We start from the raw sequence: 19623 nt of genomic DNA on the forward strand, positions 1-19623 counted from the left end.
TGCAAATAAAAATTTCAATTGTATTTTTTGGATTTTGGAATTTTAAGATTTGGAATTTAATCTGATTATGAAAAAAGATTTTTACGAAATACTAGGCATTTCAAAAAATGCTGATGCTGCCGAAATTAAAAAAGCGTATAGAAAAAGTGCTTTAAAATACCACCCTGATAAAAACCCAGGCGACAAAGAGGCAGAAGAAAACTTCAAATTGGCGGCAGAAGCTTATGAAGTTTTAAGTGATCCGCAGAAAAAAGCAAAATACGATCAGTATGGTCATCAAGCATTTGATGGTTCTGGCGGATTTGGTGGTCACGGAGGTATGAACATGGATGATATTTTCAGCCAGTTTGGTGATATTTTTGGTGGCGGATTTGGCGGTTTCGGAGGCGGAGGCGGAGGTCCTCGCCGTGCGAAAGGAAGCAATCTTCGAATTAAAGTAAAATTGACTTTAGAGGAAATTGCAAATGGAGTGGAGAAAAAAGTAAAAGTAAAACGTAAAGTTCAGGCTAAAGGCGTAACGTATAAAACTTGTACAACTTGTAATGGTCAAGGACAAGTAATGCGTGTAACCAATACCATTTTAGGAAGAATGCAATCTGCATCAACTTGCCCTACTTGTGGTGGTTCTGGTCAGATTTTAGATAAAAAACCTTCTGAGGCAGATGCTCAAGGAATGGTTCAAGAAGACGAAACAGTATCAATCAAAATTCCTGCAGGAGTTGTTGACGGAATGCAGTTGAAAGTTGCTAATAAAGGTAACGATGCACCAGGAAACAGTATTCCAGGAGATTTAATTGTAGCTATTGAAGAAATTGAGCATGAATTCTTGAAGCGTGAAGGTGAAAACGTTCACTACGATTTATATATCAGTTTCCCAGAAGCAGTTTTGGGAGCTTCTAAAGATATTGAAGCAATCAACGGAAAAGTTCGTATTAAACTGGAAGAAGGAATTCAATCTGGTAAAATCTTAAGATTGAAAGGAAAAGGAATTCCAAGTTTAAACGGCTACGGAAGCGGAGATTTATTGGTTCACGTAAATGTTTGGACTCCAAAAACATTAAATAAAGAACAAAAACAATTCTTTGAAAATGCTTTAACAGACGAGCACTTTGCTCCAAGTCCAGAAAAATCAGAGAAATCATTTTTTGAGAAAGTAAAAGATATGTTCTCATAATCTTAACTTTTTTAAAATACTATAAATAATCAAAAACCCATTCTAGCATAAAATAGAATGGGTTTTTTGCGTAATATGACACAGATTCGCTAGTAATTATTTACTTTTACAGTCGCTGAACCGTAATGGGAGAAGCAACGCAGTAAATCCTTAAAAATAACATGAGTAACTTACTAGAAGTACATAAAGTCATAAAAAAATATGGCGACTATGTAGCACTTAACGAAGTTTCATTAAATGTGCCAAAAGGCAGTATATATGGGCTATTAGGTCCGAATGGAGCAGGAAAAACTTCCCTTATCAGAATCATAAACCAGATTACAATGCCTGACAGCGGTGAAGTAATTTTGGATGGAGAAAAGTTACAGCCAAAACATGTGCAGACTATTGGCTATCTTCCAGAAGAACGAGGTTTGTACAGTTCAATGAAAGTAGGTGAGCAGTGTCTGTATCTGGCGCAAATGAAAGGACTTTCTAAAGCTGAAGCCAAAAAACAATTGGATTATTGGTTTGACCGTTTGGGAATTCAAGGTTGGTGGAATAAAAAAATTCAGGAGCTTTCTAAAGGAATGGCGCAAAAAATTCAGTTTGTGGTTTGCGTTTTGCATAAACCAAAATTGCTGATTTTAGATGAGCCATTTTCTGGATTTGATCCCGTAAATGCCAATATTATTAAAGACGAAATTTTGGCTTTAAAAGAACAAGGTTCAACCATTATTTTTTCGACTCATAGAATGGAAAGCGTAGAAGAACTTTGTGAAAATATTGCTTTAATTCATAAATCTAATAAACTGATAGAAGGAAAAGTGGTTGATGTAAAACGTCAGTTTAGAACAAACAGTTTCGAGGTTGGAATTTTGACCAATAATGTTGAAGGATTAATGTATGACATTACACAAAAATTTACTGTTTCTCCAGCTAGTTTTAAATCTTTGAATGATGATTTAAAATTAAATATTCAGATCGGAAATGCTTCTCCAAACGAATTGTTGAATGTTTTAACGCAACGCGGACAAGTAACGCACTTCGTTGAAAAAATTCCAAGCATAAACGATATTTTTATCCAAACAGTTACTGAAAACAAAGTTTAAAAATTCCAATATAGAAATTCCAAATTCCAAGCTTATAAATTGGGATTTGGAATTTAAAATTTGAAAATTAATTATTTATGAGTATTATCTCGTTGATTATAAAAAGAGAATTTATTGCTAAAGTCCGCAATAAATCTTTTGTTGTCATGACTTTCTTGAGTCCGCTTTTATTTGTGGCTATTGCTGTTTTTATTGGTTATTTAAGTACCATGAAAGCAGAAACAAAAAGAATTGCGATTCATGATGAAACTGGACTTTTTGCTTCAGATTTTTTAAAAGAAAATAAAAAAGGTGTAGAATTTAAATATCTCAATCTGTCTGAAATTGATGTAAAAGCCTTAAAGGATAGTATTACAAAAGAAAATTTCAGCGGATTAATTGTTATTCCGAAAACCGAAAATAAAAAAGATTTAGAAAGTAAAATTGAATTTATTTCTAATAACAGCCCTAGTATTTCTTTTATTGAAAACACTCAGGAAATCATTGGAAATAAAATCACAAAACTAAATCTAGAAGAAGCAAAACTAGATACTCTGGCTATTCAGAAAGCACAGTCAGATGTAAATATTCATTTAGTGAAAGCCTCTGGAGAAGAGAGTTTAAAAGGATTAAATGAAATTAAAATAGGAATTGGCGGTGCATTTGGCTATCTGATTATGATGTTTATTATCATTTATGGAAATATGGTAATGCGAAGTGTAATCGAAGAAAAAACAAACCGTATTATCGAAATCATTATTTCATCTGTAAAGCCATTCCAGTTAATGATTGGAAAAATTGTAGGGACTTCTTTAGCAGGAATTCTGCAATTTATAATTTGGGCAATTATCGGTTTAGGATTAATGTTTGCCGCTTCGGCATTCTTCGGCGTAAATGTTGGGCCAACAGCTAGAATTTCTCCAGAAATGATGCAAACGGCTCAGCATGAATTTTCGGGTTCAGCACAAATGTATATTGCCGAATTATGGAATCTGCCAATTGCAAGCATTATAATCGGATTTGTGATTTATTTTATTGGAGGATATTTTTTGTATAGCTCATTTTATGCGGCAATTGGAGCAGCCGTTGATAATCAAACCGATTCTCAGCAGTTTTTGCTTCCAATATTAATGCCTTTAATTTTAAGTGTATACATCGGATTTTTTACCGTTGTTAATGATCCGCACGGAACTGTGGCCGTTGTATTTTCAATGATTCCGCTTACTTCGCCAATTGTAATGCTAATGCGTATTCCGTTTGGCGTGCCGTGGTGGCAAATTGCAATTTCGGTATCATTATTGTTTGCAACATTTTTCCTTGTAGTCTGGTTCGCCGCCAAAATCTACCGAATCGGTATTTTAATGTACGGCAAAAAACCGACTTGGAAGGAATTGTATAAGTGGCTGAAGTACTAGTTCTTTAAAGTTGCAAAGTTACAGAGTGGCAAAGGTTCAAAGTTTTTTTGAATTTTGTATAACTTACAAAAGCGACTTTAAGATTGTGTATTGAAGCATAAAATAGATATTACTAATAACAGGTTAATAGGTAGCATAGCGACAAAGATTTTAAACTTTGTCACTCTGTAACTTTGCAACTTTGAACCTTAGAAAAAGAATGAGTAAAATACTAATTGTAGAAGACGAAGCAGCAATCAGAAGAGTTTTGGTAAAAATTTTATCAGAAGAAAATGATTCGTATCAGGTTGATGAAGCAGAAGACGGTGTTGCGGGACTTGAAAAAATAAAAAACAACGATTACGATTTGGTTTTGTGCGATATCAAAATGCCAAAAATGGACGGTGTTGAGGTTTTAGAAGAAGTAAAAAAGATAAAACCAGAAATCCCAATGGTGATGATTTCGGGTCACGGCGACATGGAAACGGCTATTCAAACCATGCGTTTAGGAGCTTTTGATTATATTTCGAAACCGCCAGATTTGAATCGTTTGCTGAATACAGTTCGTAATGCTTTAGATAAAAAACAATTAGTAGTTGAAAATAAAATTCTAAAGAAAAAAGTCAGTAAAAACTACGAAATGATTGGTGACAGCGAATCGATTAATCATATAAAATTGATGATTGATAAAGTGGCTCCAACCGAAGCCAGAGTTTTAATTACAGGTCCAAACGGAACTGGAAAAGAATTAGTGGCGCATCAATTGCACGAAAAAAGCGAGCGTTCTAGTTTTCCTTTGATTGAAGTAAACTGTGCTGCAATTCCGAGCGAATTGATCGAAAGCGAATTGTTCGGACACGTAAAAGGTGCTTTTACATCTGCTGTGAAAGATCGTGCTGGAAAGTTTGAAGCTGCTGACAAAGGAACTATTTTTTTGGATGAAATTGGAGATATGAGCCTTTCGGCGCAAGCCAAAGTTTTGCGTGCGCTTCAGGAAAATATGATTACTAGAGTTGGTGCCGATAAAGACATAAAAGTGGATGTTCGTGTCGTTGCCGCAACCAATAAAGATTTAAAAACAGAAATTGCCGAAGGCCGTTTCCGTGAAGATTTATATCATCGTTTGGCTGTAATTTTAATAAAAGTTCCGCCATTGAATGAAAGACGTGATGATATTCCAGCTTTGATTTCTCATTTTACAGAGAAAATAGCTTCGGAACAAGGAAATGCGGTTAAGTCATTTTCGGCGCAAGCCATAAAATTATTACAGGAATATGACTGGACAGGAAACATTCGTGAACTTCGAAATGTGGTAGAAAGATTAATCATTTTGGGAGGAAACGAAATTTCTGAAACAGATGTAAAAATGTTCGCTAGCAAATAAATGCTTCGCGGAATAAGCTTTAAGCTATAGGCTTTAGGCTTTTAAAAATATAATATTTTAGCTTATAGCATAAAGCATAAAGCCTAAAGCATAAAAAAATGAAATTAAAAAAGATAAACGAGAAATTACAAGACGGTTTAATTGAAAATGGTCTGACGGAAGCCAATGCTTTGCAGATGGAAACTTTTTCGACCATAAAAAGTGGCGCAGACTGTGTAATTGTTTCGCCAAAAGGAAGCGGAAAAACGACTACAATTGTATTGAATGTAATTCAGCAATTGGCGGGAAAAACAGAAGAATCGCCTCGTGCTTTGATCATTGTTGAGGATAAAGAGAAAATGACCGCTATGGTTGACCTTTTTGAGAAATTAGGAAAATATGCTAATCTCGAGGTTTACGGCGTGCACGACAAAGGAGATATGGATTATGATAAAAATTACGTTTCTACCGGAATTGATGTTTTAATTGGTACGCCAACGAAATTGAACGATATGTTCAGTACGGCGGGTTACAACGTAAATCGTCTTAAAATGTTTATTATAGACGATGCCGATCCGATTTTGAAATTGCGTCACGATGCTAAAATCACTCGTATTTCAAACAGTATTGCCAAAGTACAGCGAATTATTTTTACAGAAACTCTAACAGAACGAATTGAAATTTTGGCAGACAAAATCATGATTGAACCGTATTTGTTTGATATGGACGAAGAAGGTGAAGAGGAGCTTGATGAAGAAGAAGACGATATTGAAGAGGAATAAGATATAGTCACAGTATACAGTGGCAGTTTACAGCAAAATGTGAACTGCCACTTTTACTTAAAACTTAACTGCAAACTAATTTATGGAGATTTTAAAAACGTTCAAATTCTTGTCAATAGTACTTTTCTGTTTTTTTCTTGTTATTTACGTTTTGATAATTTCCTATGTATATTTTAATCAAGTTGAGTTAGTTTTTCATGCATCGAGATTGCCAAAAGATTATAAGTTTGATTATCAGCAGAAATTTGAAGAAATAAATATAAAATCATTTGATGGAGCTGTCTTAAATGGATTGTTGTTCAAAGCAGAAAATTCTAAAGGGCTTATTTTTTATCTTCATGGAAATGCAGGGACGTTAGAAACTTGGGGGAAGATTGCAAAAGTTTATACCTCTCAGGGCTATGATATTTTTATTTTAGATTATAGAAGTTTCGGTAAAAGTGAAGGTGAAATTGAGAATGAAGAGCAATTAACTGAAGATATATCAATTGTATATAAAAGTATTTCAAAAAGATATTCTGAGGATAAAATTATAATTGCAGGCTATTCTATAGGTTCTGGTTTTGCGACAAAATTGGCTTTAGAAAATAAAGCAAAAGCATTGATTCTTCAGGCGCCGTATTATAATTTTTTGGAATTATCAAGCTCAAGAGTTCCTTTTTTTCCTGATTTCATGAAGAAGTTTAGTTTGGAAACCAATGAATATCTTCCAAAAATAAAATGCCCAATTTATATTTTTCATGGAACTAACGATCAGTTAATCCCTGTTGAAAATTCGATAAGGTTAAAAAAGCTTTTAAAATCAAATGCTTATTTTTATCCATTAAAAAACCAAGAACACATTGGCGTTAACGAAAATGAAGATTTTCAAAGACAATTAAAAGTAATATTAGAATAAAATAAAGAATACTATGGGATTAATGAAAGTGTTTTCAGGAAGTGAAGTATTAGCAATTGCTTTGCAAGAAAGATTAGAAGAAGCAGGTGTAGAAACTGTAAAAAAAGATAATATTCAATCTGCTCGTTTGGGAGGTTTTGGACAAACAGATTTGGCAGTTGAGGTTTTTATTCAGGAAACTGATTTTGCAAAAGCAAATTCCGTTATTGAAGAATTTAGAATGAGTCTTTAAAAAAGTCGCAGTTTGCAGTCACAGTTTTCAGTATTCTAACTGTAAACTGTCACTGCGACTGAAAACTAAAATAATATGCAATACAAAATGTTAGTGCTCGACATGGATGATACCTTGTTGACAGATGATCATAGAATTTCAGATTTAAATAAAAAAGTAATATTAGAAGCACAAGCAAAAGGCGTTTATGTGGTTCTGGCTTCGGGAAGACCAACTACAGCTATGACGGCTTATGCTAAAGAGCTGGAACTCGATGTAAACGATTCGTATATGATTTCGTTTAATGGAGCAATAATTAGTCATGTTAAAGACGATTTGATTTTGTTTGAGCAGAAATTGACTGTAGAACAAATTCATGCGTTATATGATTATAGCGTAAAGAAAAATGCGCACATAATTACCTATTTGGATGACGAAATTATCAGCGAAACCGACTCTGAATTTATAGAAGTAGAAAAAGAAATTACAGGAATGGCGCATCATAAAGTGTCAAGCTTTAAAGATTATGTAGACAGACCAGCGGTTAAATGTATCTTGCTTCAAGATCCAGCGTATTTGAAAACGCTAGAAAATGATTTAAAAGAAGCTATGCCTCATTTAAGCGTTTCGATGTCAAAACCATTTTTCTTAGAAGCGGCACAACAAGGCATTGATAAAGCGGCAAGTCTGAAGTTTTTGGCTGATAAATTAGGAATTCACCAAAGCGAAATTATCGCCGTAGGTAATGCCGGAAATGACTTAACTATGATCGAATATGCCGGTTTAGGAGTTTGGGTTGATAATGTAACGCCAGAATTGCGTGACAAAGCAGATTTAATCGTAGCTTCAAATAATGATGATGGTGTTGCTGAAGTAGTAACACGTTATATTTTAAACTAAACTAAGATGAAAAAGCCTATTGAAACGGAACGCCTGATTTTACGGGAACTTGAACTTTCTGATGCAGAAGGAATGTACGAATTGGATTCTAATCCAAACGTGCATTTATTTGTAGGGAATAGACCCGTAAAACATATTGAAGAAAGCATTGAATATATCAAGTTTGTTCAAAAACAATATAAAGATCATGGAACAGGCCGATGGGCAGTTGTTTTGAAAGAAACGAACGAATTTATTGGCTGGTCTGGAATTAAGTTTATTACAGACGAAATCAATAACCACAAAAACTTTTATGAGTTAGGATATCGTTTTATCGAAAAACATTGGGGAAAAGGGTATGCAACAGAAGCAGGAAAAGCTTTTGTTGATCGTGCTTTTAACGAAATGAAAGTAGAAGTGCTTTATGCTTATGCAGATGCTGGAAACGAAAATTCTAGAAAGATTTTAGAAAAACTAGGTTTCCATTTTGTGAATTCTTTCGAATATCAAGAAGAATTAGAAGTTTGGTACGAACTTAAGAATCCAAACTCCAACTAAGAAATGTGTTCCAAATCTTTACATACTTAAAAGTCAGTAAAGATTTGGAAACAAATCAGAGTTATAATTATTTTTTAGCTACAGAAACAAAATATTTATTTCCGTCACCCATAGTTAATTTTACACGCTCGTCGCAAAGATCGATTGCAAAATTTGCACTTTCGTAACAGCTGCACGTTGTATTTTTGTCTTTAGACATTTCAGTTTTACAGTTGTTGTTTTTAAAACTTGCTAATTGTGGAGTGTATAAACTAACCAAGTCAGTAGAAGCGGTTACTAAAGAAATAATACTTGCAGAATTATTATTGGTAATTCTGTATACAATTCTATCCGTATAGTTTACATCGTTAACAGTTACTTTACGAATGTAGGTATAAGCTGTAGATCCTTCACCTGGTTCTTTAACTTCAAACTTAAACCCAACTGCACGAATAGCAACGTCAAATTGCTGTTGTGAGTTAAAGCTTGCCCAAGTCGTCAATGTACTAATAGTAGGAAATGGATTTGCATTTGCAGCAGGGGCATTAGTTTGCGCTTGCGAACTAAATAAGGTTAAGAACATCAAGCAGATTGTGGGTAAAAATGCTTTCATAAAGCGTGGTATTTGTTATTATAATTTTGCCTACTCTCTTTGGTTTTCGGCTTTCCCATTTCATTTTGTAACACAAAACAACAACATAACGAGTAAAATTCAAAATTGTTATGCCCGAATTATTATTAAATTAATTAAAGGGTACTAAAATTCTTTAATATGAATTTATTGGCAACTTGATGCATAACAATGGTAAATGTAAGAAATTTTGAATTTAAAATAGAAAAAAATGTATTTAATCGGTAAAACTTGCATTTAGTCGATTATTTTGTCATTTTATTCTTATCTGAATGTTAAAATCTAAAAAACAAAAGTCTTGTATTTTGTAAAATAAAGGTAAAAAAGATTAACTTTTGAATGTTTCTAAATTAATATTAGCGCAAATTATTGATTGGAAGTGCATTAATCGCTTTCTTTTGATGAATATTGTTTGTAAATTTGCAGCCTTAAATTTTTTGACAACGATTTCATTAATTTAAGACAAATTATGGAAAATAGAAAAAAAGTTGCCTTTTACACTCTGGGTTGTAAACTGAATTTTTCAGAAACCTCTACAATCGCCAGAAGTTTTAATGACGAGGGTTTTGACCGCGTCGATTTTGAAGATGTTGCAGATATCTATGTGATTAATACCTGCTCTGTAACAGAAAATGCCGATAAACAATTTAAACAGGTTGTCAAGAAAGCCATGAAGCTGAACGATAAAGCTTTTGTTGCTGCTGTGGGCTGTTATGCGCAATTGAAGCCAGAAGAATTGGCTGCAGTTGACGGAGTTGATTTGGTTTTGGGCGCTACAGAAAAATTCAAAATCACAGACTATATCCATGATTTGAGCAAAAATGATATGGGTGAAGTGCACTCGTGCGAAATTGCAGAAGCTGATTTCTACGTAGGAAGTTATTCTATTGGAGATCGTACTAGAGCATTTTTGAAAGTTCAAGATGGCTGCGATTATAAATGTACATATTGTACAATTCCGTTGGCAAGAGGAATTTCGAGAAGTGATGCTTTAGAAAATGTATTGAAAAATGCGAAAGAAATTTCTGCACAGAATATTCGTGAAATTGTTTTAACAGGAGTAAATATCGGTGATTACGGAAAAGGGGAGTTCGGAAACAAAAAGCACGAACATACTTTTCTAGATTTAGTTCAGGCTTTGGATAAAGTAGAAGGAATCGAACGTTTGAGAATTTCGTCTATCGAACCAAATTTATTGAAAAATGAAACAATCGAATTTGTTTCTAAAAGCCGAACTTTTGTACCGCATTTTCATATTCCGCTGCAATCAGGAAGCAATGATATTTTGAAATTAATGAAACGCCGTTATTTACGAGAAGTATACACGGAGCGCGTTGCTAAAATTCGCGAAGTAATGCCTCACGCTTGCATTGGTGTCGATGTAATTGTTGGTTTTCCTGGAGAAACAGATGAGCATTTCTTAGAAACCTATCATTTCTTAAATGATTTGGATATTTCTTATCTGCACGTTTTTACGTATTCAGAAAGAGACAATACAGAAGCGGCAGATATGGAAGGCGTAGTTCCTTCAAATGTTCGCGCTAAACGCAGTAAAATGCTTCGAGGTTTGTCAGTTAAAAAACGCCGAGCTTTTTACGAAAGCCAATTAGGAACCAATAGAACTGTTCTTTTTGAAAGTGAAAATAAAGAAGGATACATTCACGGATTTACTGAAAATTACGTAAAAGTAAAAACACCTTGGAATCCTGAATTGGTAAATACGCTTCAAGAAATCAATTTGACTAAAATTGATGAAGATGGAAGTGTTCGTATAGAGTTTTTGAACAAACTAGCGAAAGCTTAAAAAAAATAAACAGACAAAGTATTGTCATTTCGACCGAAGGGAGAAATCACACTAGTTTGTCGACAAAGATTCGAGATTTTCTGTGCGTAATTGCTAGTGCGATTTCTCCCTTCGGTCGGAATGACAAAAAAAGCCTCTATTAAGAGGCTTTTCTGTTTTATATATTATTCATTATCCTGAACAACCAATTTCAAAGAATTAATATAATCAGTGTCAAACTCAATAACTCGAATTTTTTCGGGATTAAATCCTAATTCTCCGCCAAATTGACCTCTTGTGTCTAAGAAATTAATAGTCAATTCTTCGTCATTCAATTCTATTAATTTTCCTAAATAGGCAGATTTAGATGATTTTTTGGCAATTTGAAAAATACCGTATTTCTCTGAAACGTACTTAATAATTGAAGCTAAATCTTTGATTGGGATAATATCATCAGAATTTATTTTTAATCCCTTCAAACGAATTACTTTTTCTGTAAAAGCCAGATCATGATCTCGGTTTACGGCTTCAATATTTTTATTTCTCAGGATGACAAAACCATCCAAAACAAAATCTACAGGATTATTTCGAAGCAAAATCCAATCATCAGAATAATCAATTAAAAACCCGCTGAAGATTTCTTTTTTATCCTGAAATTCTATTTCGACCAATTGTCTTAAATATTGTTCCATCATGTTTTTTTAAATTCCAATAATTAAATTCCAAACACTAAACTCCAAAAATCAAATCCCAAACTCCAAATGCTATGAGATTGGAATTTGGAATTTTATCCCGATAGCTATCGGGATGGAATTTAATTTTTAAGGATTAGTAGACCAAATACTGCTGTTTTTGATAAACACTCTTCGGTTTAATTTTAACTGTGCAATAATTAAATCTGCCATATCTTCAGACTGCATTACTTTTTCTGGGTTTCCGTCAGTTAAGTTTAAATCTTTTGCCATGTCAGTTGCCACAGTACTTGGCGTTAGAGCTGTAACACGAATATTGTGTTTTCTCATTTCCTGCATTAAAGAATCGGTTAAGCCTAAAACAGCAAACTTAGATGCGCTGTAAGCACTTGTCAATGCGTTTCCGTTTAATCCTGCAGTTGACGAAATATTGATGATATCTCCAGTTTGTCTTTCGATCATGTTTGGGATAATCGCACGGGTTGTGTAATACGTTCCCATTAAATTTACTTGAATAATTCTTTCCCAAGCTTCTGGCTCCAACTCTAAGAATTTTCCAAAAGAAGCAATTCCAGCACTATTGATTAAAATATCGATGTGTTTAAATTCAGCAATAGCTTTTTCAACGGCGGAATTGATAGAATTAATGTCAGAAACATCGGCAGACAGCGCCAACGTTTTTACGCCAAGTTTTGCGGTTTCGGCAGCAAGCTGATCAATATCATTTTGAGTTCTTGAAACCAAAATCAGGTTTACACCTTCTTTTGCCAAAGCAATGGCAACAGCTTTTCCAATTCCTTTTCCTGCGCCTGTAATAAAGGCGTTTCTATTTTTTAAGTCGGTCATGATTGTGTTTTTAGAAATGCAGAAAGCATCATTTTAAGTCTTACAAAAATAAGCTTTTGAAAACTAAAATGATGCTTTAAAAGGTATTCTTAATCTAAGTTTAACAACTTTTTTTATTCTTTTAGAACCATGTCGATACACATGACAGCTCCTAAAATTAACTGTCTCAGCGGACTGTCAGAAGCAACTGTTTCATCAATTTCAAGAACATAATTGTCGGCACTTGTAAAAAATTCTTTTCCTAATCCTGCCCATTTTTTACTTACCTGTGCCAATTGCTTGTTTTCATGTGAGAATTTGAAATCCCAACCAGTCCATTTTCCTTGAAGCGTTGCAACAGGTTTTTCATTTTTATCTAAAATTTCAAATCTTCCGCCGATTGAGAAAAATTTTTGTTTGAAAGTTCCAACTAAGCGATCTTTCTCGTCTAATACTTCAACGGTCGATCTAAAAATGGCAACGCCTCTTCTTACTGTAATTAATTTTTCTCCAGAAGCAGTTGTAATTTCAACATTAAATGGAGTTGCTCTTTTATAATCTGTAAAACGAAATACTTTTGTGAAGAATCCAAGATTGTTTTCTCGGCAGTTCATGATGATTTGATTCGTTTCTGGATGATATATATCGTAATTGTTTGCGGCTTTGAACATTCCAATATGTTCTTTTACTAAAAATAGATTTTGGCTTAAAATAGGATTCATACGTGTGTAAAATAAGTTTTGAAAATAAAGCTGCAAATGTAATACAATATTTATTAATTATACTGCTTAGAAGTTTCAACCAAACGAATAAATTCTGCTTTGTAACCTTCGCCATCGTTTGAATTTCCTTGTTTCGCTAGTTTTACAATTTCTTCAGAAGACTTGTCGGCAATTAATTTTGAATCTCTTAATTTTAATCCGAACCAAGCTACGGCAGAACTAAACTTCATGTCATCACTCGCTTTATCCAAAGCAACCGATTTATTCTCGATTACCTGAACCATTTCGATGCTTTTATCGCCATCAGGTTTTTTGTAACGGAATTTTATCGTTGCCAATTCGTTGCTGTAATTGTTTGGATTGGTTTCGGTTTTAGTATATTTTAAAGGATCAGGCTGTTCAGCTAAATAATCACTTTTTACATCAGTTGGAATAATTTCATACAAAGCCGTCACAGTATGATTGCTTCCTAATTCGCCAGCATCAATAGCATCATTTTTGAAATCTTCTGGACGTAATTTTCTGTTTTCATAACCAATCAAACGATACGCTTGAACTTGCTTCGGATTGAACTCGATCTGGATTTTTACATCTTTCGCGATAGCAAACATCGAACCCTTGAATTCTTTTCCTAAAAAACGATTCGCTTCCTGAATGTTGTCGATGTAAGCATAATTTCCGTTTCCTTTATCTGCCAAGATTTCCATTTTACTGTCTTTATAATTTCCCATTCCGTAACCCAGACAAGTCAAGAAAACACCTGTTTTTCTTTTTTCTTCAATCAATTTTTCCATATCAGAATTAGAAGAACTTCCCACATTAAAATCTCCGTCAGTTGCAAGAATCACACGATTGTTTCCACCTTTAATAAAATTTTCTGTTGCAGTTTTATAAGCCAATTCAATTCCTGCGCCTCCGGCTGTACTTCCGCCAGATTGTAATTTGTCCAAAGCGTCGATAATCGTTTTTTTCTCATCTCCAGAAGTTGGAGGCAAAACCATTCCTGCAGCGCCCGCATAAACCACAATCGCTACTTTATCTTTTGCACGTAATTCGTTTACTAAAATTTTCATTGATTGTTTTAATAAAGGCAGTTTATTCATGTCGCTCATCGAACCCGAAACATCAATCAAGAAAACAAGATTAGAAGCAGGTAAATCGTTTGTTGGAATATTCTTTCCTTGTAAGCCAATTTTAAGGATTTTATTATTCTTATTCCAAGGAGAATCGCTTACTTCTGTATTGATAGAAAACGGATGCTCATTTTTTGGCTGTGGATAAGTATATTTAAAGAAATTAACCATTTCTTCTACACGAACCGCGTCTTTTGGAACTTGCTGGCCATTGTTTAAAAAACGTCTGATATTGGTATACGAAGCATTATCAACATCTATAGAAAATGTAGAAAGAGGCGCTGTTTTTGGACTTTCAAAAGCATTTTCTACAAAAGCATCGTAATCTTCCTGAGTTGGTTCTGTCGGAATTGGCATAATATTTAATTTTTTATCCAGTTCTTTTTCAGAAAGGTTTTTATAGATTTCATTTTTAGTTGAAATAACCACAACACCGTTTGAAGCTTTGCTTCCATAAATTGAAGTCGCAGCTTGATCTTTTAAAACCGAAACATTATCAATATCATTCGGATTTATTTTTGCCATTTGATTGGCTTTTGCAGGAACTCCGTCAATAATATACATCGGTTCACTTTTTGAAGAAACTGATGCGGTACCACGAATAGCGACAGTTGGGCTCGGCATAGCAGAATATCCCATAGAATTTTGAACTTGAATTCCTGCAACTTTTCCTTTAAGTGCCTGTGCTGCATCTTTTTTCTCTCTTCTTCTTTCAGCACGAGCATAGCTTCGGTCTTCATATTCTGAACTGCTTACGCCATAACCCAAAACTACAACTTCGCTTAAGGTCTGATTATCTGGAAGTAGTTTTATATTAATCGTATTTGAGTTTTGAACCTTTTGATTTTGGTTTTTGTATCCAATATAAGAGAAAACTAGCATGTCTCCAGTTTTAGCTTGAATGCTATATTTTCCATCAAAATCAGTTGCAACATTTTTTTTTGATGTCTGATTGAAAACGGTTACACCTGGAAGTGGCTGTTTTGTTTCATCTGAAACGATTCCAGAAATAGTTCTTTCTTGTGCTATGGTTACGAAACATATAAGCATAGCAATGGCTGATGAAATAAGTTTTAGACTTTTCATGATAATAAGTTTTAGAATTAATGTTGAGATTTAACTTTGTCAAAGTTTGAAACTTTGACAAAGTTTTATTGTGGACCGATTATTTTTTCGGAGCCGGTTTTCCGTTTTTTGTAGTGATTATAACAACTCCCTTTTTACCTCTTTCGCCATATTTTTCGGTAGCTTCAAGGTCTTGCAAAATAGTTATGGTTTTAATGTCTTGTTTATCTAAAGGTGCATACGGACTAGTCGGGTTTTTGCCAAACAAATCATTTTCTGAATAGTAAATTCCATCAATAATGTACAAAGGTTCATCAAGAACAACAAGAGAATCTACATTTTCTGGATTTAGATGTGGAAGCTCATCTCGCATCATTTTATCTTTTTTTACGTCGTCGCTATGAGCCATTGCGTTTCCGTTAAGAATCACTAAAGGTGCGTTCTTTTTTGCTTTTTGCACTGGCGCTGCTGAATAGGCAACTTTTGCAGATTCTCTTTGAGGATAACTTGAATAACCCATTTCTGGAGTTACTTCTTTTTTTGAAACGAAGTTATTTTCTTCTTCATAGGATTCACTTTTAAGAGGCGCATTTGCAGAAACGACAGTTTCTGCCGCAATACTCGGAGCTGGTGCAGATAAAACAGGTTCTGATTTTGGAATCGTTATTTCTTGAACCGCAACTCGTTCTTTATTTTTAGTTTGATTGTCTAAAATTTTAACTGCTTCTTCGTTTGAAACTATTCCTGAAGAACTTACGTCATTTTGTTTTACAATTGGCTCTTCTGTTTGAGGCTGTTTTGCTTCTTTTTCTTCCAAAACTACTTTTGGAGTTTCTGTTACAGTTTCTTTATTAGAATGTAAAAACTGAAAGCCTAGAGAAAGCAATAATAGAAGAGAAGCGGCAACCGCAATTTTTTTCCATAATGCAATTGTTTTTTTATCTTCTTTTTTGTCCAGTTTTTCTTCTACGCGCGCCCAGACTTTTTCCATTCCCGGAAAGTCTTGAAACTCGGCTTTTTGCGAAGCTTCTTTTATTTTATCGAATAATTTATCTTGATTGTCCATGACTATTTTGCTTTTTGATAATACAGTTTATTAACCAGTTCTTTCAGTTTGGTCTTAGCGGCATTCAATTGTGATTTTGAGGTACCTTCAGAAATCTTCAGCATTTCGGCTATTTCTTTGTGTGAGAAACCTTCAATGACAAAAAGGTTAAACACAGTTTTACAGCCGTCAGGAATATGGTTTAATAAATTAAGTAAATCTTCTTCTTCCAATGTATTCAGTTCGTCGACAGAAGGTTGCGAAAGCAGTTTCACATCATCTAAATACATATTAAAGTTGGTTTCTTTTCTAATCGTCGCCAAACAATGATTTACAGTTATGCGTCTTGCCCAAGCTTCAAAAGCATAAGCTTCTTTTAACTGTTCTATTTTGGTGAAAATAGTAAAGAAAGAATCGGCCAAAGCTTCTTCGATTTCCTCTTCCTTTTTTAAATATCTTTTGCAAAGGCGGTACAACTTTGGCGCCATGTATTCGTACACCTGACGTTGGGCATCGCGGTGCATTTTTTTACAGTTTGCTATTTGAGTCTCGTTTATCACAATTGTTGTCTTTCTTGTATAGAGAGTAAAAAAGATAAAAAGGTTGGGACGGGGGTGAAAAAAAAGTTTTTTTAAGGTTCAAAGTTACAAAGAAACAAAGTTACAAAGGTTTTGACTGAAGACACGTACTGTAGTGTGCGTCACGTTGTGTAATTATCAGCAAACTTGTCATTCCGAGGGACGAGGAATCTTCGCAAGTAGCTCGATAAAGATTGACGAAGTTGTTTTTTCAGTTTTATAAAACAACACCATTTGTTTCAGCAATTTTTTTTAAGATTTCAAGATATTTAGTGTTGATTGCTGATTTTGATGTTTTAATAATTTCGGTGCCATCCGGAAGAATTGTTTTTGAAACATAGTCTTTTGGATTTAAAGTTCGATGATACTCAAATTGAAGTAATTCTTCAGCTTTTTTAAATTCATTAGTTTTAATGAAAATTTTAATCTTATAAATCGCTGTTGTAGTAATTTGAACAACTTCGTTTTTTAAAATAAAATCCTTTAAATGATTAAGGTCAATGACTTTTTCAAAAATTGGAATTAAAGAATTACTCAAATTATTATGTATTTCAATTTCTAAATCTTCTTTTTTTGTTTTTTGGGTTAGTTCGTACCAATAATCATTTCCATGAACAACAGATCCAATACGGAATCTGATTTGACAATCATAATCATGAATAAATTTTGGAATTTGACTTGAATTTTCTAAATAGATTTCAATATCAAAAAAGCCTATATTTATTGTAAATGACACATTGTCTTCTTGATTCCATCTGCTTTTTTGAATGTTTATTACTTGTACTAAGTTGTTTATTTTCTTATTGAAATTATTTCCTTGTTTTTTAAATCCATGTTTTTTGAAAAAAGGATTTATCAGATTTTTTAAAATTTCGTCAAATTCTAATTGAAGATTTTTTTTCATTTTAAGAAATTTCTTTTACTAAATTTATTTAATCGGCAAAGTCAATTTATAAATCTTCGTTTCTAAAACTTCTGTATCATTATCTTCGCAAAGCAAAAATTCGATTTTGTTGTTTTCTTTTTTATAGAAAGTCAGACCTTCAAATTTATTGGTTGAGGTAATTTTTTGAGTAAAATCTATTTTCATGGTTTTTACATCAATTCTTCCGATGAAACTTCCTAGAATTTCTCCGTCATCATAAGTCGATTTGGTGTCTTCGGCAGTTGAAAGGAAATAGATTTTGTCATCAACCAAAACAGCATCGGTAAAACTGGAACGAACGCCTTTTATTTTTGGCAGTTTGTAATTAACAGAAATTAGAGCAAATTCTTCTCCTAGATTTTTGGCGTGAATCGTAAAAATGGTGTTTTTGTTTGAAACGCCATTTCCGCGATTGAATAAATACCAGTTTTCGCCATCAAAAATAGCACCTTCTAGATTAAAATCTTCTGGTTTAATTTCTCCGAAATTCTGCATTACAGCATATAGATCGACTAAATTGTTTTTTTGTAAAACGGTTTTCGATTTCAAATCAAATTCAATCATTTTGTTTCGGTTTTCGGTTGAACCAGAACCAAAAACATAAAGTGTATCGTTATGATGTGTAAGTGACTCAAAATCGGGTTTTAAGTTTTTCGGAATATTCTGCGTTGGATTGTCAATTAAAGCATGCTGATTCAGTTGCTGATTTTGCATATTGTATTCGTAAAGAAATCCGCTGTTGTCGCCAATTACATAAAGCGCGTCATTATTGTAAAATAATCCCGATGCCGAGCCGATTCCGATGATTTGAAATAATATTTCTAATGTGAATTTTTCCATGAAATGTTGTTTTTTATTGCAATGAATAGCAGTTCTGATAGCTATCGGAATTCGTAAAATTACTATATTTATAAGACAAAAAATTAAAAAGATATGAAATCAATAGACCCGAAAGATTTTAAAGTTGTAGATAAAATAAAGCTCAAAGAAATTCCAACTTTATTAGATGTCAAAGCCGATGATGACGAAAAAGAAGAAAAACTAGATAAAGTTCAAGCCAAATTGAGCGATTTGCAAGATGTAATGTATGCGCATAACAAATACAGCGTTTTGATTTGTCTTCAGGGAATGGATACTTCGGGAAAAGACAGTTTGATTCGAGAAGTTTTTAAGGAATTTAATCCGCGTGGGGTTGTGGTGCATAGTTTTAAGACACCGACTTCGACAGAACTAGAACATGATTATTTATGGCGTCATTATATTGCGCTTCCAGAAAAAGGAAAATTTGCCATTTTTAATAGAACACATTATGAAAATATTCTCGTAACGCGTGTGCATCCCGAATATGTGTTGGCTGAAAACTTGCCGGGAATTGATTCTGTTGATGATATTACGCCAGACTTTTGGAAAAATAGAATCGAACAGATTAATAATTTTGAAAAACACATTTGCCAAAACGGAACAATCGTAATGAAATTCTATCTGCATTTGAGCAAAGAAGAACAACGCCAGCGTCTGTTGCGACGTTTGGAAGAGGAAAAACACAATTGGAAATTTTCGCCTGGAGATTTGAAAGAACGCGGGTATTGGGATGAATATATGAAGTATTACGAAGAAGCCATCAATAAAACATCGACACCACATGCTCCATGGTATATTGTTCCTGCTGATGATAAAGAAATGTCACGATATATTGTAGCGAAAATTATCTGGGAAGAAATGAAGAAACACACCGATATTAAAGAGCCTGAATTGGACGAGAGAACAGCAATTAATATTGAGTTGTATAAGAAAGAATTAGGAGAGAAGTAATTGCGTAATTGAGATAATTAGTCAATTAGATAATTTTTTGAACCCCGATAATTTTTTTAAACTGTCGGGGTTATTTTATATACCATTAGTCAACACAAAAACGC

20 protein-coding genes are annotated in these 19623 nt (G+C 33.6%); 11 read left to right on the forward strand and 9 right to left on the reverse strand.

Annotated elements, in window-relative coordinates:
- Positions 1 to 67: 67 nt before the first annotated feature.
- The 9 genes from dnaJ (at position 68) to BB050_RS12485 (ending at position 8329) form a co-directional block, all read left to right on the forward strand.
- The gene (dnaJ, locus tag BB050_RS12445; protein WP_008467998.1) at positions 68 to 1174 is read left to right on the forward strand and encodes a molecular chaperone DnaJ; all 1107 of its coding nucleotides are present in this window, start codon (positions 68 to 70) and stop codon (positions 1172 to 1174) included.
- 161 nt (positions 1175 to 1335) lie between these two features.
- Positions 1336 to 2265: an ABC transporter ATP-binding protein gene (locus BB050_RS12450; protein WP_008468000.1), complete on the forward strand. Its 930-nt coding sequence runs from the start codon at positions 1336 to 1338 to the stop codon at positions 2263 to 2265.
- A 77-nt stretch (positions 2266 to 2342) separates the two neighbouring features.
- On the forward strand, positions 2343 to 3659 hold the full coding sequence (locus tag BB050_RS12455) for an ABC transporter permease (protein WP_066033759.1): 1317 nt from the start codon (positions 2343 to 2345) through the stop codon (positions 3657 to 3659).
- Between the two features lie 199 nt (positions 3660 to 3858).
- A complete protein-coding gene (locus tag BB050_RS12460) occupies positions 3859 to 5022 on the forward strand; it encodes a sigma-54-dependent transcriptional regulator (protein ID WP_008468003.1) in 1164 nt (387 codons plus the stop codon).
- Between the two features lie 98 nt (positions 5023 to 5120).
- Positions 5121 to 5783, forward strand: coding sequence for a DEAD/DEAH box helicase (locus BB050_RS12465; protein ID WP_008468005.1), 663 nt, complete (start codon positions 5121 to 5123; stop codon positions 5781 to 5783).
- Between the two features lie 109 nt (positions 5784 to 5892).
- Positions 5893 to 6681, forward strand: coding sequence for an alpha/beta hydrolase (locus tag BB050_RS12470; RefSeq protein WP_236940329.1), 789 nt, complete (start codon positions 5893 to 5895; stop codon positions 6679 to 6681).
- A gap of 13 nt (positions 6682 to 6694) precedes the next feature.
- Positions 6695 to 6913: a putative signal transducing protein gene (locus BB050_RS12475; protein WP_008468006.1), complete on the forward strand. Its 219-nt coding sequence runs from the start codon at positions 6695 to 6697 to the stop codon at positions 6911 to 6913.
- A 75-nt stretch (positions 6914 to 6988) separates the two neighbouring features.
- The gene (locus tag BB050_RS12480; protein WP_066033761.1) at positions 6989 to 7792 is read left to right on the forward strand and encodes a Cof-type HAD-IIB family hydrolase; all 804 of its coding nucleotides are present in this window, start codon (positions 6989 to 6991) and stop codon (positions 7790 to 7792) included.
- A gap of 6 nt (positions 7793 to 7798) precedes the next feature.
- Positions 7799 to 8329 (forward strand): GNAT family N-acetyltransferase, encoded by a 531-nt coding sequence (locus BB050_RS12485; RefSeq protein WP_066033762.1) that lies wholly within the window; start codon positions 7799 to 7801, stop codon positions 8327 to 8329.
- A 67-nt stretch (positions 8330 to 8396) separates the two neighbouring features.
- Here BB050_RS12485 and BB050_RS12490 read toward each other — a convergent pair whose 3' ends face one another.
- Complete coding sequence (locus BB050_RS12490) at positions 8397 to 8921, reverse strand: hypothetical protein (RefSeq protein WP_008468013.1); 525 nt, start codon at positions 8919 to 8921, stop codon at positions 8397 to 8399.
- A 487-nt stretch (positions 8922 to 9408) separates the two neighbouring features.
- Between BB050_RS12490 and mtaB the strand changes: the two genes are divergently transcribed.
- Positions 9409 to 10743, forward strand: a complete 1335-nt coding sequence (gene mtaB, locus BB050_RS12495) for a tRNA (N(6)-L-threonylcarbamoyladenosine(37)-C(2))-methylthiotransferase MtaB (RefSeq protein WP_066033763.1) — start codon at positions 9409 to 9411, stop codon at positions 10741 to 10743.
- Between the two features lie 164 nt (positions 10744 to 10907).
- On the opposite strand, the gene BB050_RS12500 is transcribed toward mtaB, so the two are convergent.
- The 8 genes from BB050_RS12500 to BB050_RS12535 form a co-directional block, all read right to left on the reverse strand.
- A complete protein-coding gene (locus tag BB050_RS12500; protein ID WP_066033764.1) occupies positions 10908 to 11414 on the reverse strand; it encodes a hypothetical protein in 507 nt (168 codons plus the stop codon).
- Positions 11415 to 11543: 129 nt separating this feature from the next.
- Positions 11544 to 12260: a 3-ketoacyl-ACP reductase gene (locus BB050_RS12505; protein ID WP_008468019.1), complete on the reverse strand. Its 717-nt coding sequence runs from the start codon at positions 12258 to 12260 to the stop codon at positions 11544 to 11546.
- 113 nt (positions 12261 to 12373) lie between these two features.
- Positions 12374 to 12961: an LURP-one-related family protein gene (locus BB050_RS12510; RefSeq protein WP_008468021.1), complete on the reverse strand. Its 588-nt coding sequence runs from the start codon at positions 12959 to 12961 to the stop codon at positions 12374 to 12376.
- Between the two features lie 53 nt (positions 12962 to 13014).
- The gene (locus tag BB050_RS12515) at positions 13015 to 15180 is read right to left on the reverse strand and encodes a vWA domain-containing protein (RefSeq protein WP_066033765.1); all 2166 of its coding nucleotides are present in this window, start codon (positions 15178 to 15180) and stop codon (positions 13015 to 13017) included.
- 79 nt (positions 15181 to 15259) lie between these two features.
- Entirely contained in the window at positions 15260 to 16225 is a 966-nt protein-coding gene (locus BB050_RS12520) for a hypothetical protein (protein WP_066033766.1), read from the reverse strand.
- A gap of 2 nt (positions 16226 to 16227) precedes the next feature.
- Positions 16228 to 16728, reverse strand: coding sequence for an RNA polymerase sigma factor (locus BB050_RS12525; protein WP_066033767.1), 501 nt, complete (start codon positions 16726 to 16728; stop codon positions 16228 to 16230).
- Between the two features lie 271 nt (positions 16729 to 16999).
- Positions 17000 to 17686, reverse strand: coding sequence for a DUF4304 domain-containing protein (locus BB050_RS12530; RefSeq protein ID WP_066033768.1), 687 nt, complete (start codon positions 17684 to 17686; stop codon positions 17000 to 17002).
- Positions 17687 to 17710: 24 nt separating this feature from the next.
- Entirely contained in the window at positions 17711 to 18547 is an 837-nt protein-coding gene (locus BB050_RS12535; protein ID WP_066033769.1) for a DUF6929 family protein, read from the reverse strand.
- A gap of 93 nt (positions 18548 to 18640) precedes the next feature.
- On the opposite strand from BB050_RS12535, the gene BB050_RS12540 reads away from it, so the two are divergent.
- A complete protein-coding gene (locus BB050_RS12540) occupies positions 18641 to 19519 on the forward strand; it encodes a PPK2 family polyphosphate kinase (protein ID WP_008468027.1) in 879 nt (292 codons plus the stop codon).
- Positions 19520 to 19623: the final 104 nt, after the last annotated feature.

Source organism: Flavobacterium anhuiense (assembly GCF_001705175.1).
GTDB lineage: Bacteria > Bacteroidota > Bacteroidia > Flavobacteriales > Flavobacteriaceae > Flavobacterium > Flavobacterium anhuiense.

Bases quoted from the DNA above. Each gene is read 5' to 3' on its own strand.
- dnaJ (WP_008467998.1), top strand. From the start codon at position 68: ATGAAAAAAGATTTTTACGAAATACTAGGCATTTCAAAAAATGCTGAT.
- BB050_RS12450 (WP_008468000.1), top strand. From the start codon at position 1,336: ATGAGTAACTTACTAGAAGTACATAAAGTCATAAAAAAATATGGCGAC.
- BB050_RS12455 (WP_066033759.1), top strand. From the start codon at position 2,343: ATGAGTATTATCTCGTTGATTATAAAAAGAGAATTTATTGCTAAAGTC.
- BB050_RS12460 (WP_008468003.1), top strand. From the start codon at position 3,859: ATGAGTAAAATACTAATTGTAGAAGACGAAGCAGCAATCAGAAGAGTT.
- BB050_RS12465 (WP_008468005.1), top strand. From the start codon at position 5,121: ATGAAATTAAAAAAGATAAACGAGAAATTACAAGACGGTTTAATTGAA.
- BB050_RS12475 (WP_008468006.1), top strand. From the start codon at position 6,695: ATGGGATTAATGAAAGTGTTTTCAGGAAGTGAAGTATTAGCAATTGCT.
- BB050_RS12480 (WP_066033761.1), top strand. From the start codon at position 6,989: ATGCAATACAAAATGTTAGTGCTCGACATGGATGATACCTTGTTGACA.
- BB050_RS12485 (WP_066033762.1), top strand. From the start codon at position 7,799: ATGAAAAAGCCTATTGAAACGGAACGCCTGATTTTACGGGAACTTGAA.
- BB050_RS12490 (WP_008468013.1), bottom strand. From the start codon at position 8,921: ATGAAAGCATTTTTACCCACAATCTGCTTGATGTTCTTAACCTTATTT.
- mtaB (WP_066033763.1), top strand. From the start codon at position 9,409: ATGGAAAATAGAAAAAAAGTTGCCTTTTACACTCTGGGTTGTAAACTG.
- BB050_RS12500 (WP_066033764.1), bottom strand. From the start codon at position 11,414: ATGGAACAATATTTAAGACAATTGGTCGAAATAGAATTTCAGGATAAA.
- BB050_RS12505 (WP_008468019.1), bottom strand. From the start codon at position 12,260: ATGACCGACTTAAAAAATAGAAACGCCTTTATTACAGGCGCAGGAAAA.
- BB050_RS12510 (WP_008468021.1), bottom strand. From the start codon at position 12,961: ATGAATCCTATTTTAAGCCAAAATCTATTTTTAGTAAAAGAACATATT.
- BB050_RS12515 (WP_066033765.1), bottom strand. From the start codon at position 15,180: ATGAAAAGTCTAAAACTTATTTCATCAGCCATTGCTATGCTTATATGT.
- BB050_RS12520 (WP_066033766.1), bottom strand. From the start codon at position 16,225: ATGGACAATCAAGATAAATTATTCGATAAAATAAAAGAAGCTTCGCAA.
- BB050_RS12525 (WP_066033767.1), bottom strand. From the start codon at position 16,728: ATGCACCGCGATGCCCAACGTCAGGTGTACGAATACATGGCGCCAAAG.
- BB050_RS12530 (WP_066033768.1), bottom strand. From the start codon at position 17,686: ATGAAAAAAAATCTTCAATTAGAATTTGACGAAATTTTAAAAAATCTG.
- BB050_RS12535 (WP_066033769.1), bottom strand. From the start codon at position 18,547: ATGGAAAAATTCACATTAGAAATATTATTTCAAATCATCGGAATCGGC.
- BB050_RS12540 (WP_008468027.1), top strand. From the start codon at position 18,641: ATGAAATCAATAGACCCGAAAGATTTTAAAGTTGTAGATAAAATAAAG.